The organism is Burkholderia sp. AU15512, from assembly GCF_002223325.1.
GTDB lineage: Bacteria > Pseudomonadota > Gammaproteobacteria > Burkholderiales > Burkholderiaceae > Burkholderia.
The window spans coordinates 146,955-161,096 of record NZ_NKEX01000008.1 but is presented as its reverse complement, the minus strand read 5'-3'; the positions used below and the strand labels follow the sequence as shown (position 1 = coordinate 161,096).

Sequence of the window (14,142 nt, the reverse complement as noted above, 5' to 3'; positions counted from 1 at the left end):
GCGCAGTCCAGCCCAGCAACGAGGATCTCACCATGAACGCAACGTCCCAAACCACCCGTCACGTGCAGCGCCTGCTCGCCCGTACCGTCCTCCTCTGCGCCTGCGCCGGCACCGCGGCCCTTGCCGCGTTCGCGCCGCTCGCGCATGCCGACGCGCTCGACACGATCGCGAAATCAGGCGTCGTGCGCATCGGCGTGTTCGAGGACTACCCGCCGTTCGGCTCGATCGGCCCGGACATGAAGCCGCAAGGGTACGACATCGACATGGCGAACCTGATCGGCCGCGCACTCAACGCGAAAGTCGAACTCGTGCAGGTCACCGGCGACAACCGGATGGCCTATCTCGCCGACCGCAAGACCGACATGCTGCTGTCGGTCGGGCAGACGCCGGAACGCGCGAAGGTGATCGATTTCTCGAACGCGTATGCACCGTACTACCTCGCGGTGTTCGGCCCGAAATCGCTGGCCGTGAAGGGCAACGCCGATCTCGCCGGCAAGTCGGTCGCGGTCGCGCGCGGCACGCTCGAGGATCTCAGCGTGAGCAAGGTCGCGCCGCCGAGCGCGACGATCAAGCGCTTCGACGACCCGAACGGCGCGATCGCCGCGTTCCTGTCGGGGCAGGCGCAACTGCTCGTGGTCGGCAACGACGTCGGCGCGACGATCATCGCGCGCCATCCGTCGATCGATCCGGAGCAGAAGTTCTCGCTGTTCAGCTCGCCCGATCACGTCGGCCTGAACAAGAACGAGCCGCGCCTGATGCAGAAGGTCAACGATGCGATCGCCGGCGCCCGCAAGAGCGGCACGCTGAATGCGTTGTCGCAGAAGTGGCTGCACGCGGCCCTGCCGGCCGACCTGTGATGCGCGCCGCCCCCGCCCCGCATTCACGACGAAAGGCATCGCGATGACTTACGTGTTCGACTTCAGCGATTTCGGCCTGTACGCCGGCCTGCTCGCGCGCGGCATCGGCGTGACGCTCGGCCTCACCGCGGCCGCCACCGTGCTGGGCGGCCTGATCGGCACCACCGGCGCGTGGGTCGCGCTCGCCGGCCCGCGCTGGGCACGCACGCTCGTCGCGGCCTATGTCGAGCTGATCCGCAATACGCCGTTCCTGGTCCAGCTGTTCTTCATCTTCTTCGGGCTGCCCGGGATCGGCGTGCACATCGACGAAGTACAGGCGGCCGTGCTGGCGATGACGGTCAACCTCGGCGCGTACGCGGTCGAGATCCTGCGCGCCGGCATCGAATCTGTGCCGCACGGGCAGGTGCAGGCGGCGCGCGCGCTCGGGCTGCACGGCCGCCAGGTGTTCGGTCACGTCGTGCTGCCGCAGGCGCTCGCGAACGTGTACCCGGCGCTGCTCGGGCAGGTGCTGATCGTGATGCTCGGCTCGGCGGTCGTCTCGCAGATCTCGGTGCCCGACCTGACCTACGCGGCGAACTTCATCCAGTCGCGTAACTTCCGTGCGTTCGAGATCTACATCGTCGTGACCGCGATCTACCTGCTGCTGTCGATCGCGCTGCGCATGCTGCTCAATCGTGTCGGCCGGCGCCTGTTCTCGGGCCGCATGCAGCGCGGCGCGGCGGCCGCGCCTCGGCGCGGCTGTCTTGCCCGCCTCGCATGGCGGGCCCGTTCCCCTCAAACCCGCCTGTCGACGGAGCGTGCACGATGATCGAATTCACCTTCCAGGACATCGCATGGAACCTCCTGCTCGCCGCGCGCTGGACCCTGCTGCTGTCGCTGATCACGTTCGTCGGCGGCGGCGTCGCCGGGTTCGCGCTGCTGGCGATGCGCGTCTCGGCGTCGGCCGCGCTGCGTCGTTTCGTGATCCTGTACGTCGAGGTGTTCCAGGGCACGCCGTTGCTGATGCAGCTGTTCCTCGGCTTCTTCGGGCTGCCGCTCGTCGGCATCGACGTGACGCCGTGGGTGGCCGCGTCGGTCGTGCTGACGCTGAACGCCAGCGCGTACCTGACCGACATCTGGCGCGGCTGCGTCGACGCGGTGCCGCGCGGCCAGTGGCACGCGGCGGCCAGCCTCGGCATGACGTGGACCCAGCAACTGCGCTACGTGGTGTGGCCGCAGGCGTGGAAGATCGCGCTGCCGCCGACCGTCGGTTTCCTCGTGCAGGCCGTCAAGAGCACCGCGCTGACGTCGATCATCGGGCTGACCGAACTGACCAAGACGGGCAACATCATCACCAACGCGGTATTCAAGCCGTTTCCGATCTACGCGATGGTCGCGCTGCTCTACTTCGCGATGTGCTTCCCGCTGACGTGGTATGCCCGCGTGCTCGAAGGTCGCTATCGCGTCGCGAAGGCACGCTGAACCGACGCCGCGCGCGCTTCATTACGATCCAGGAACTTCCATGATTTCCATCAGCAACGTTTCGAAGTGGTACGGCCCGTTTCAGGTTCTCACCGACTGCACGACCGAGGTCAGGACAGGCGAAGTGGTCGTCGTGTGCGGCCCGTCGGGCTCGGGCAAATCCACGCTGATCAAGACCGTGAACGGCCTCGAGCCGTTCCAGCAGGGCGGGATCCTCGTGAACGGCCAGTCGGTCGGCGACAAGAAGACGAACCTGTCGAAGCTACGCGCGAAGGTCGGGATGGTGTTTCAGCATTTCGAGCTGTTCCCGCACCTGTCGATCACCGAGAACCTGACGCTCGCGCAGGTCAAGGTGCTCGGCCGCGGCAAGGACGAGGCGAACGAGAAGGGCCTGAAGCTGCTTGAGCGCGTCGGCCTGAAGGCGCACGCGCACAAGTTCCCGGGCCAGCTGTCGGGCGGCCAGCAGCAGCGTGTCGCGATTGCACGCGCGCTGTCGATGGACCCGGTCGCGATGCTGTTCGACGAGCCGACGTCCGCGCTCGACCCCGAGATGATCAACGAAGTGCTCGACGTGATGGTCGAACTCGCGCAGGAAGGGATGACGATGATGGTCGTCACGCACGAGATGGGCTTCGCGAAGAAGGTCGCCCATCGCGTGATCTTCATGGACCAGGGCGCGATCGTCGAGGACGACCGCAAGGACGATTTCTTCTCGAATCCGAAATCGGAACGCGCGAAGGACTTCCTCGCGAAGATCCTGCACTGAGCGATACCGTGGCGCGCCGCCGCGCGCCCGTTCCACCCCCGACTCTTCCGATGAAACGACTTCCCTCCCTCAACGCGCTGCAGGTGTTCGACATCGTTGCCCGTCACGGCAGCTTCACGCGCGCCGCCGAGCACCTGTGCCTGACCCAGGGGGCCGTGAGCCGGCAGATCCTCGCGCTCGAGAGCTTCTATCAGTTCGCGCTGTTCAAGCGCACGCCCAAGGGGCTGACGCTGACGGCCGAGGGCGAACTCCTGTTGCCGACCGTGCGCGAAAGCTTCGCGCGCATCGAGGAGGTGTCGATGCGCCTGTCGCGCCGGCGGACGGAACTCGCCCTGAAGGTGCCGACCTGCATGATGCAGTGGATGCTGCCGCGCATCATGCGGTTCCAGGCCGAGCATCCCGAACTGCAGGTGCAGATCACCACCACCTGGGATCACCAGGTCGACTTCCGCATGGAGCCGTTCGACGCCGCGGTGATCTACGCGGCCGGCGCCGGCCCCGACATGCATGCGATCCCGTTGTTCGACGAACGGCTCACGCCGGTCTGTGCGCCGAGCCTGCCGGCGCGGCAGCCGCTCGCGAGTCTCGACGACCTGGCTGGTCACACGTTGCTGCATCCGACGCGCGATCATCGCGACTGGAAGCGGTGGCTCGACCATGCGGGCGCGCCGCACGTCGACTCGACGCGCGGCTTGAGCTTCGAAACGCTGGATCTCGCGACCCACGCGGCGATCGACGGCTACGGCGTCGCGATCGGCGACCGGACGCTCGCGGACGAAAGCGTGGCGGCGCACCGGCTGGTGATGCCGTTCGACCTCTCGTTGCCGACGGGGATGGGCTACTACTTCGTGTATCCGGACGGTGCCGAACAGCAGCAGAAGATCCAGCTGTTCGGCGGCTGGATCGCGGACGAACGCAAGGGCGCGTCGGGCGGCGCGCCTGCCCGCCCCGAACCCTCGACGCCCCCCGCCGCCTGACACATCGCGCCCCGGCGGGGCAAAAACTGCACCCGGCGGCAAAACGTCCCCTGAAACAGCTCGGTAAAGTGGCCGGCGGCCATGCGTCATGCATCACGGCCGCGCCAAAAAAATCCGATTCAGGAGACAAGCATGCAACGCATCACGAGATCAGCCATCCACCGCTCGGCATGGGCCGCGTCGGGCACCGCGCTCACCCTGGGGCTGTTTGCCTGCGGCGGCGTCGATTCCTCGTCCACGCCGGTCACGCAGCAGGACTTCGGCTACACGACGTTGAACCTGATCACCCAGGACGGCCTGAAGTTCAAGGACATGGACAAGAGCGGCCAGCTCGAACCCTACGAAGACTGGCGGCTGAGCGCAGAAGTGCGCGCACGCGACCTGGTCGGCCGCCTCACGCTGGCCGAGAAAGCCGGCTTGATGATGCACGGCACCGCGCCGGTGCTGAACGACACGACCGGTGCGGGCACCGGCTCCGCTTACGACCTGGCCGCGCTCAAGACGCTCATTAATCAGCGGGGCGTCAATACCTACATCACGCGCATGAGTGCCGATGCGCACACCATGGCCGTCCAGGCCAACCAGATCCAGACGCTGGCCGAGCAGTCCCGGCTCGGCATCCCGGTGACGATCAGCTCCGACCCGCGCAATCATTTCCAGTACACGCTCGGCGCCAGCGCAGGCAGCAGCGGTTTCTCGCAGTGGCCCGAAACGCTCGGCTTCGCCGCGATCGGCGACGCGGCGCTCACGCGAAGCTTCGGCGATATCGCGCGCCAGGAGTATCGCGCCGTCGGCATCACCGAAGCGCTTTCGCCGCAAGCCGATCTCGCGACCGAGCCGCGCTGGGCCCGCATCAACGGCACGTTCGGCGAGGACGCCGATCTCGCCCGCGCGCAGGTCCAGGCCTATATCGAAGGCTTCCAGGGCGGCAGCAACGGCATCCAGGCCAAGAGCGTCATCGCCGTCGTCAAGCACTGGGCCGGATACGGCGCGCAGAAACTCGGCTTCGACAGCCACAACTACTACGGCCGCTATGCGACCTATCCGGGCAACAATTTCGCCTATCACCTGAAGCCGTTCGAAGGCGCCTTCGCCGCCAACGTCGGCGCGGTCATGCCGACCTATTCCGAACCGGACATGACGGTGACGGTCGACGGCATCACGCTGGAGCCCGTCGGCGGCGCTTACGACAAGGCGTTGCTGACCGACCTGCTGCGCGGGAAATACGGCTTCAAGGGCGTGATCCTGTCCGACTGGCTGATCGCCGACGACTGCGACGCGAACTGCATCAACGGCGTGTCGTCGGGCGCGCCGTCGTTCGTCGGACTGGGCATGCCCTGGGGGATGGAGGGCGCGACCCGCGTGCAGCGTTTCGCGCGGGCGGTCAACGCCGGCATCGACCAGTTCGGCGGCGACGACGATCCGAGCGACCTCATCGACGCCGTCAACCGCGGGCAGTTGTCGGAAGCGCGCTTGTCGGAGTCGGCCTATCGCGTCCTGCTGCAGAAATTCCAGCAGGGCCTGTTCGACCATCCGTATGTCGATGCGGACGCGGCCGGCAAGATCGTCGGAAATGCCGGCTTCCAGGCCCAGGCGCTCGATGCGCAGCGCCGCTCGATGGTGCTGCTGCAGAACAACGGCAAGCTGCTGCCGATGGCGGCAGCGGGCAAGAAAGTCTGGCTGTACGGCATCGATCCCGCCGTCGCACGGCAATACGGCTATCAGGTCGTCGATACGCCGCAAGCCGCCGACGTCGCGATTCTCCGCGTGAGCACGCCCTATCAGACGCTGCACCCGAACTATATGTTCGGCTCGATGCAGCATGAGGGCAGTCTCGCGTTCGTCGACGGCAGTGCGGACTACGAAGCCATCAAGCAGGCCGCGCTTGCGCCGAAGTCGATCGTCTCGGTGTACATGGATCGCCCGGCCATCCTGACCAACGTGCAGGACAAGGCCACCGCGATCCTCGCCAATTTCGGCGTGACCGATGCCGCGCTGTTCGACGTGCTGACCGGCAAAGGTCAACCGCAAGGGAAGCTGCCGTTCGAGCTGCCATCGTCGATGGCGCAAGTCGCGGCGCAGCGGGAAGACGTGCCGCACGATACCGCGCATCCGTTGTATCCGTTCGGATTCGGTCTCACGTATTGATGCGTCGTCGATGCCGGCTCGCCGATCGGAGCCGGCATCGACTAGGGCCGTCGACTCGCGCCTGGCCGCTCGCTGGCGGCGACGCGGTCGACCCAGCCCCGGTAGAACGCGCGGTACTTGAGCACGAGCTTGTCGTACTTGCTGTACGCGCCGCCGCCGTCCGGCTTCATCCCGTTCCAGATCTTGACGTCGTACCCCGCGGCCTGCCGGGTCTGCAGCCCGAACAGCACGTAGTCGATCGCGCGGCGCAGGGGGCCGCCCGCCTTCCTGATCGAAATGAGCATGTGCATGACGTTCTTGCCGTCGCTCACCGGCGTCACACACTGGAGCAGCTTGTATTTGGCGTCTCCGTCCAGCGCGACGGTCATGACGCACCCGCCGGGGTAGCCGTCGAAGTGCAGGTTCATCTGCGACATGTTCAGGCCGAGCGCGCGCGACAGCATGCCGAGGGGCCCGAAGTAGCGGTTCACGGTGAAGTCGATCCCGGCGCCGAACCACGCGCCCGCCCGGGCCAGCGGCTCGACCTCCGGCCACGGGCGCCAGTCGTCGCAGAGCTTGAGCTCGAAGGCCGAGATCGGCAGCGCGTGGACCGGGTGCGCGTGCTGCGCGTCGTAGAAGTTCTCGACGATCCGCAGGACCGCCGTCGTCGTCTCGAACGCGAAGTGCAGGTGCATGAAGTCGCCGTTGTCGACGTCGGCCGCGGCGATCTCGGGCAGCGGGTGCAGCGGCTGCGGCGCGCCGTACCAGACCCACACGTAGCCGTATCGCTCGGCGGTGACGAACGTCGGCTGGCGCGCCCCGCGAGGAACGGGCTCCAGCCGGTGCACCTCCGTACTGTGGCCGGGAATGTGAACGCACTGGCCTTGTTCGTCGTACCGCCAGTGGTGAAACGGGCACTGGATACACCCGTCCCGAACCTGCCCGTCGGCCAGGTTCGCGCCGAGGTGCGAGCAATGGCGGTCCATCACCACGGCCCGCCCCGTCGCGCCGCGCCACGCCACGCACGGCCGGCCGAAGAGCGTCAGTTCCAGCGGCTTGTCCTTGAGGGCGTCCGAACGCATCGCGACGTACCAGCTCGCGGCCACGCGCGTGGTCGCGTCGTATGCCCCCGACGGTTGCTCCCAGGCATCCGCTGGATGCAATTGAAATTGAACGTCGTCCATGTTGTCGTGGCAGTGTCGGCCGGCTACTTCAGCGCCAGGCCGATGCGGGTGGTGACGTACGCCCTGAGCAGCGCGAACATCGGGTTGTAGTCGAAGTACTTTTTCACCTCGGCCGGCGCGCTGGTCTGCGTCCAGTGCAGCAGCTTCATCGCCGGCAGCAGGCTGTACTTCGAGTTGTTGAGCTGCGGCCTGGCCCCGGTGATGCAGTACCCGAAGCCGAACATCGGCTTCGCGAATTCCCGTTCGTTGATGAGGACGTGAATCCGCGCGGCGGCCTCCCCCGCCGTCTTGCGCCCGGCGCTCACGGCTTCGACCTCGGCCTTGGCGTCATTGAACAACTGGTAGTACCCCTCCATGTCCGCGCACAGGAAGCCGAGATACGGCGCGTTGTCGTCGAGGTGATCGAGGTCGCGCTCGTTGCGCGAGGCGCGAAACCTCGCGTGGGCCTGCACGAGCCGGAACTGCCCGAGGATCGTGCCGACCGCCCACAGCCGGTGGAACGCGTCCCACAGGCGGAAGTCCGAGAACGCCGTGTAACAGCAGCTGACGAAGTCGTCGTTGTGGTCCAGCAGCTTCTGCTGCAGGCGCTCGATGTACTCGAAGCGCTCGGGGGAGAAGTCGTCGTCGCGCAACGCCTTGATGAGGCGCGCCGCGAGCGCGTGAATGGTCACCGCAGTGTTCTCGAGCCCCCGGGAGAAGAGCGGGTCGATGAACCCGTTCGCGTGCAGCATCAGGCAGTAGCGGTCGCCGACGCACGCGCGCGACGAGAACTGCAGGCGGTCGGTCTTGACCCAGTCGCGCACCGGCACCGCATCGCGGAACTGCGCCGCGATGCTCGGGAACCGCGCGAGGAATTCATCGAACTCCTGCTGCGCGGGGATATCCGTTTTCGGGTAGATACGCGGGTCGAGCTGCAGGCCGACACTCACCAGGTTGTTGGTCGACCGCGCGTGGTTGTTGAACGGAATCACCCAGAGCCAGCCGCCCTCGAACATGTGGTGCAAGGTCCCCTCGTGCCAGCGCCAGCGCTGCCCCTTGACCTTGAAGATGTCGTCGAACGGCTTGACCCCGAGCATGTGCGTGTAGAGGCTGCGCGAGTGCGTCTTGAAGCGGCACGGCTCCTCGCGGAGGTTGAACTTGGTCGCGAGCGGCGCGCGGGGCCCCCCGCAGTCGATCATGTACCGGCCCGTGAACCGTTCGCCCTGCGCGGTGGACACCGCGACGCCGTCCTTGTCCGCGTGGTAGTCGGTCACGCTCGTCTTCTGGCGAACCGTGCAGCCGTACTTGATGGCGGCTTGCAACAGATAGGCGTCGACGTCCTGCCGGTAATAATGGCTCTCCGGCCCCCACGGCAGCTCGGGAATGACGCACTGCGTGAACTCCTTCGGATCGTGCTCCTCGCCGGGCTTGTGGAACACGAAGCCGAAGTTGCGCTTGATGCCCGTGCTCGACGCGACGTAACGCTGCGTCGCATAGAACGACGTGATGTGGTCCAGCTCCGGAATGCCGTAGCGATCGGCGATGATGCGGTTCATCAGGGACGTCTCGGGGATCGACGATTCGCCGATCGTGAACCGCGGATGCGACGACTCCTCGATGATCAGGACACGAAACTTTTGTTTGGCCAGGATGGCCCCCATCTGGGTGCCGGACATGCCCGAACCGAGGATGATCACGTCGAAATGATGGTTATCGCGCTCGTTTGCAGTGCTCTTCTGAGTCATGGGGGCAAGCTCTCCGGGTGAGATGGAACACATGGCCAAGCACGTCAGGCGTCAGGTATCAGGGCTCGGCGAGCGCGGCGTGGAGGCGGGACCGCGCGTCGCGCGTGAGCATGAGCAGATCGCCGAGCATGCTGGGCGCGTACCCGCCGCTGCCGATCGTCGGGCCGGTTTGCCCGGCTGCGTAGGTTCGCTCCGCCAATTTGAGGTGAGGCGCGCGGAAGTGCAGCAGGATCTCGAAGATCCGCTCAAGGGCCGCCAGCCCTGCCTCGACGGGCTCGCCCCGCACGCGGGCCGCTTGCGCCTCGCCGAGCACGCGGTCGACGAGCGCCTGCCGGCCGGCGAACCGGGCGTAGACCGCCCGGAACGCGGGAAGCACATAGGGCAGGTACGTCTCCTTGAATTCCCGATAGGCCGGGTGCTCCGATTGCGAGCCCCACAGGACGTGCTCCAGCACGAAGAGGGGCATTTCCACGGCGCCGGGGCCGAGGTAGCTTTGGCCCCCGACCCGAATCGGTTCGTAGAACGGGCGAAGCTCGTCGTAGAAGACTTGCGGCGAGATGAAGCGGTACGCGTAGACGATCGATTCGACCATTTTCTGAAGATGGGCCGCCAGCTCGACGCACCCTTCCTCGAACGCGGGCGAGCGCAGCGGCACGTCGGTCAGCTCGACGGTCAACGCGATGGCCGCCTCGAGGGACGCCATCGAGATGCGCACGCTCTCGAGCAGGTGCGCTTCGTCGCCGAGCCCGGTGTAGCTCCGCTGCGCGTCGGCCGTCGCGGGGTTCCAGACCGTCACATGCAGGAGCGTCTCGCGCGGCGGCAGGTCGGTCGCACGCGCGAGGTCGAGCAGCACCGGCTCGAGCCCGGGCACCGCGTCCACGGGCTCGTGTCCGTGCCGCTTCAGCGACCCCAGGAAGAACCCGATGTCCCGCATCGCGGCGGCGGCTTCGACGAAGCCCCAGCCGGACGGCACGCCCCGCGCCGGGAGGAACTCGCGCAACAGGCCGACGATGCCGGGCACGTCGTTCTTGCGATTCAGGGCCGGCAGCTGCAGCACGAGCGCCCGCGCGCGCAGCGGATCGCAGGCCGCCACCGCGGCGTGCGTGGCCGCGAATGCGCGTGCCCGGCCCAGGACGCGCTCCACTACAGGGTCTCCGGCGCCGCGACCGCCGGCCCGGGCCGGCTGCGCGCCCGCCCTGCGTCGCCGTCACGCAGCGACCGCAGGTAGTCGTAGTTCGTCGGCAGGCTGGCCCGCAGACGCTCGGCCTCGCGCCGGATGCGGGCGAACATCGCGTCGGCCTTGTCGACCGACGCCGGCCGGTGCTGCAAGAGCGGCAGCGACCGGTCGGGCAGCAGCCCCAGGCCGGCAAAGATGCAGTAGTAGTTGCCGTTCAGCCAGAAGTTCTTGAATTCGTAGTCGAACGTTTCGTAGTACGTGGCGTCGTCGAACGACGTGGTGGTCAGCGGCAACCCGGCCTTGTAGCGTTCGACCTTGTCCTTGATGGCATCCGAGAGCCGCAGGTCATGCCGGTTCGCGAGCCAGAACGGTGTGTCGTCGCGCGACGCGGTGAAATAGTGCGCCTGGACGAAATCCCGGCAGTCGTCGAACATGTAGACGATCTCGGCGTTGAACGCGTCTCTCAACCGCGGATCGAACCCGGTGTCGGGGAAGTGCTTCACGAGCTGGTAAAGCGCCGCGTAGATGAAGTAGATCCCCGTCGATTCCAGCGGCTCCAGAAAGCACGACGACAGCCCGATCGCGACGCAGTTGTTGACCCACGCCCGCCCGTTGCGCCCGACCCGGAACTTGATCTGGTTGAGCGGCTGCTGGTCCGAGAGGCCCCAGAGGTTGAGGAAGTCGGCGGTGGCCTGGTCGCGCGACGTGAACTTGCTCGAGAACACGTAGCCGCTGCCGAACCGGCCCAGCATCGGAATCTTCCAGGTCCACCCCGAGTTCATCGCGATCGCGGAGGTGTACGGCTCGATCCCCACGCGCGCATCGTCGTTGGGCACCGCGCTGGCGACCGCGCTGTCGCACAGCAGGTAGTCGGACATGTCGATGAAAGGCTCTTTCAGCGCCTGGTTGATCAGGAGCCCCCGCATGCCGGAGCAGTCGATGAACAGGTCCGCCTCCAGCGTCCGACCCTCCTTGGTGGACAGGCTGGCGATATCGCCGCGCTCGTTCAGGTGAACCTCCACGACCTCGTCGACCACGCGCTTCACCCCGCGCCCGACGGCCCAGCGCTTCAGGAAATCGGCCACCAGGTGCGCGTCGAAGTGCCACGCGTGGTGCATCTGGCGGGTGCCGTCGAGCAGGCACGGCGCCAGCTTGGCGTCGAGCGCCTCGGGCTGCGGGTAGCACGCGTACGCCATCGGCTGCTGGAAGCCCTGCTCGCGCTTGCGCAGCCAGTAATGGGTCAGCGGCACGCCGTCGCAGTTCGGCACGCTGCCGAACAAATGGTAGAAGTGGTCGTCGCGCGAGCGGTCGGGCGACTTCCGCCAGTTCACGAACTTGATGGCGGACTTGAACGCGCCGTTCACCTGGGGCATCCACTCCCGCTCCGGTATCCCGAGGAAGTCGAAGAATACCTTCTGCAAATTGGGGATGGTCGCCTCGCCCACGCCGATCCGGGGAATCGCCTCGGACTCGATGAGCGTAATGCTCGCCTGCTGCTGGAGTGCCCGGACGAGGTACGAGGCCGACATCCAGCCCGCGGTGCCGCCGCCCACGATGACGATATGCTTGATCGGATTGCTCATGACGCGCTTCCCATAGGATTTAAAACCCGAATGGACTTCTGCGATGGTGCTCAATTGATCCGCATTTAGAATAGGCCGTCGATTAATTAAATTAAACTGGCATATTTGACAGTATTTTTATTTGCCTTATTCAATATTTCATTGCGCGATCCAAATACTGAATACAACGCACGCCAACATGAAAAGCGCTCCACACTGAATACTATATTTGTCATCAATTCAATGATTCGTGCATTGTCATTAAATTATCCCTATTTTTTCGCACTGCCTTGCCAGACGTATCGGTGGCCGACATTACATTCTCGAACACGACCACGCAAAAATTACGTCATTAATACGTGAATATATTTATCGCGGTAAGTTCGACCTGGAACCTTCAAATTTACGGACCAATAACAACGACAATTCCAGGTTCGCAGATATTAATTTCGAACCGGATAAATCATGTCCAGGATTCATATACGATGATGAACGGACGAAGCAATCGCTCGCGGAGTTTCGGAATACCAAACGCGAGGAACAAGCGTTGTCAGTGACACTTTTCGCGACTTATGATTATCCGGCAGGTATGCCGGGAAGCGACTTGACCCTGACAATGATGGGCGCGACACCGTCGCCTTGCCTGCCACTTTCTACGTTACCGGCGCAGCCCTGCCGGGGTCGCCTTCCGGCAACCCATGCAGATTCACGCGTCGCCAGTCATCGACACTTGCACCGAGCCCATCGTTGGAAAAACGAGGTTAGCCCATGTTGACATTGAGTCCCATGCTGAAAATGTCGTTCTACGCGGCCCTTGTGCTGCTGGTCCCCGGGCCGACCAACACGCTGCTGCTGTCTGCCGGGCTCAAGCTGAATCTGCGCGGTGCGTGCCGGCTGGTCGCTGCGGAGGCGTCAGGCTATGTGATAGCCATCACCGTATGGGGATTCTTTCTGTGGTCGTTGGCGACGCAATATCCGTGGATCGTCAGTTGCGTCAAGTTGCTCAGCGCCACGTTCATCTTCTACCTCGCCGTGAACATGTGGTTCAAAGGCGCCGACTTTGACGCCACCGACTCGCCGCCGCTGGGGTTCCGAGCACTTTTCGTTGCGACCTTGATGAACCCCAAGGCCTTGTTGTTTTCAAGCGCCATTTTTCCGGAGGCGGCGTTCAGGTCGCTCGACATTTTCCTGATGTCGACCGGTGTATTTCTGATCACCCTGATTCCGATCGGACTGATATGGTCCCGGTCGGGGCGGCTGCTGGTCATGAACCGCTCGGAGGGTCGACTGGCTTCCCTCGTGCTGCGGTGCTCGTCGCTGGTGTTGCTGACGTTCGCGGCAACGCTGGCCAGCTCCGTGCTCAATCGATGAGGCGGCCGCGGCGCGCGTTTACCTTCTTGCATTGCCTTCGGTAAAACGCAGTGCAGAAATCGCGGCGCGTTCTTGTGAAACCCATCGGCATGGATGCCGGGAGTATCTGGCACCGCATTCGCCGCATGCTTGACAGCGTCGGCCCGTATTCGTACTCGCTACGGTCGACGTTGTGCCAAGGCTAAACGGGGCCCCCAACGATCAAGCACGACGGCTACGGGCTTTACGCGTGCTTTCCGCTGCGACCCTGGACTCGTTCAGCAACATCTCCGCCGCCTGCCAGGCCCTTGCGGCAGCCTGCGAATCCCCGATCGCACGCGCATCCGCGGTCGCCCCGCTCAGTAACATCACGTACACGCCTGCCAGCTGACGTGCCCGGCGACGCGGAACGATCTCGGCGAGCAGTTGCTCCATGAGGGCCAGCAAGTCGTCGCGATAGCGCACCGCCACGTCGGTCACCTTGGGGCAGGTCGCGCCGAACTCGGCCAGCGCACGCTCGAACAGGCAGCCCGCGAACGCCGGGCTGCTGAACCAGGTGCCGTACCAGTCGAAAATCCCCTTCAGGCGCGCAGCGGCGTGCGGCATGGGGTCGAGCTTCGCGGCGATGCTCTCCATGATGAAGGTGTAGCGCTGCTCCAGCACGGCCTTGATCAGATCGTCCTTGCCGGCGAAGTGATGGTAGAGCGTCATGCGGGCAACGTCCGCTTCGGCGATGATCCGGTCGATGCCGACCGGATGAAAGCCATGGAGGGAAAACAACTCACCTGCCTTGTCGACCACCTGCTGGCGTTTGCTCGCGCGCATTCATGCATCTCCTGACTACAGGGCGGGCATCTTAGCACCGCCGCCCGCACCGCTCTCTTCAGCCTGTCGGGCACGTGTGCCCGCTGCCGGATACCGGTTGACCAGGATGCGCGACCGATACGCTGCCCGCGA

Annotated in this window: 12 protein-coding genes; 7 read left to right on the top strand and 5 right to left on the bottom strand. The window is 65.2% G+C overall.

All coding sequences use genetic code 11. The features are described 5' to 3' along the window. The first annotated feature begins 32 nt into the window (after window positions 1-32). The 6 genes from CFB43_RS33060 to CFB43_RS33035 all read left to right on the top strand — a co-directional run bounded on the left by CFB43_RS33060 (window position 33) and on the right by CFB43_RS33035 (window position 6,209). The gene (locus CFB43_RS33060; protein WP_089498351.1) at window positions 33-857 is read left to right on the top strand and encodes a transporter substrate-binding domain-containing protein; all 825 of its coding nucleotides are present in this window, start codon (window positions 33-35) and stop codon (window positions 855-857) included. Window positions 858-900: 43 nt separating this feature from the next. Next, complete coding sequence (locus CFB43_RS33055; protein WP_089498350.1) at window positions 901-1,665, top strand: amino acid ABC transporter permease; 765 nt, start codon at window positions 901-903, stop codon at window positions 1,663-1,665. Further along, window positions 1,662-2,318, top strand: coding sequence for an amino acid ABC transporter permease (locus CFB43_RS33050; RefSeq protein WP_089498349.1), 657 nt, complete (start codon window positions 1,662-1,664; stop codon window positions 2,316-2,318). The genes CFB43_RS33055 and CFB43_RS33050 overlap by 4 nt, the downstream gene beginning before the upstream one ends. A 40-nt stretch (window positions 2,319-2,358) precedes the next feature. Continuing rightward, window positions 2,359-3,084, top strand: a complete 726-nt coding sequence (locus tag CFB43_RS33045) for an amino acid ABC transporter ATP-binding protein (protein ID WP_089498348.1) — start codon at window positions 2,359-2,361, stop codon at window positions 3,082-3,084. Window positions 3,085-3,134: 50 nt separating this feature from the next. After that, window positions 3,135-4,061 (top strand): LysR substrate-binding domain-containing protein, encoded by a 927-nt coding sequence (locus CFB43_RS33040; RefSeq protein ID WP_089498347.1) that lies wholly within the window; start codon window positions 3,135-3,137, stop codon window positions 4,059-4,061. A gap of 132 nt (window positions 4,062-4,193) precedes the next feature. Further along, window positions 4,194-6,209, top strand: coding sequence for a glycoside hydrolase family 3 protein (locus tag CFB43_RS33035; RefSeq protein ID WP_089498346.1), 2,016 nt, complete (start codon window positions 4,194-4,196; stop codon window positions 6,207-6,209). A gap of 41 nt (window positions 6,210-6,250) precedes the next feature. Here the strand turns inward: CFB43_RS33035 and CFB43_RS33030 are convergent, their stop codons facing one another. From CFB43_RS33030 to CFB43_RS33015, 4 genes are read right to left on the bottom strand one after another with little or no spacing between them, the layout of a single operon-like run. Beyond that, window positions 6,251-7,372, bottom strand: coding sequence for a Rieske 2Fe-2S domain-containing protein (locus tag CFB43_RS33030; protein WP_089498345.1), 1,122 nt, complete (start codon window positions 7,370-7,372; stop codon window positions 6,251-6,253). Between the two features lie 23 nt (window positions 7,373-7,395). After that, a complete protein-coding gene (locus CFB43_RS33025) occupies window positions 7,396-9,096 on the bottom strand; it encodes an NAD(P)/FAD-dependent oxidoreductase (RefSeq protein ID WP_089498344.1) in 1,701 nt (566 codons plus the stop codon). Window positions 9,097-9,154: 58 nt separating this feature from the next. Beyond that, complete coding sequence (locus tag CFB43_RS33020) at window positions 9,155-10,240, bottom strand: monodechloroaminopyrrolnitrin synthase PrnB family protein (protein WP_089498343.1); 1,086 nt, start codon at window positions 10,238-10,240, stop codon at window positions 9,155-9,157. Beyond that, window positions 10,240-11,856, bottom strand: coding sequence for a tryptophan halogenase family protein (locus CFB43_RS33015; RefSeq protein ID WP_089498342.1), 1,617 nt, complete (start codon window positions 11,854-11,856; stop codon window positions 10,240-10,242). Before CFB43_RS33015 ends, CFB43_RS33020 begins: the two co-directional genes overlap by 1 nt. Window positions 11,857-12,603: 747 nt before the next feature. Between CFB43_RS33015 and CFB43_RS33010 the strand changes: the two genes are divergently transcribed. Next, on the top strand, window positions 12,604-13,206 hold the full coding sequence (locus CFB43_RS33010) for a LysE family translocator (protein WP_089498341.1): 603 nt from the start codon (window positions 12,604-12,606) through the stop codon (window positions 13,204-13,206). Window positions 13,207-13,407: 201 nt separating this feature from the next. Here CFB43_RS33010 and CFB43_RS33005 read toward each other — a convergent pair whose 3' ends face one another. Then, on the bottom strand, window positions 13,408-14,010 hold the full coding sequence (locus tag CFB43_RS33005; RefSeq protein WP_089434126.1) for a TetR/AcrR family transcriptional regulator: 603 nt from the start codon (window positions 14,008-14,010) through the stop codon (window positions 13,408-13,410). Between the last annotated feature and the right edge of the window lie 132 nt (window positions 14,011-14,142).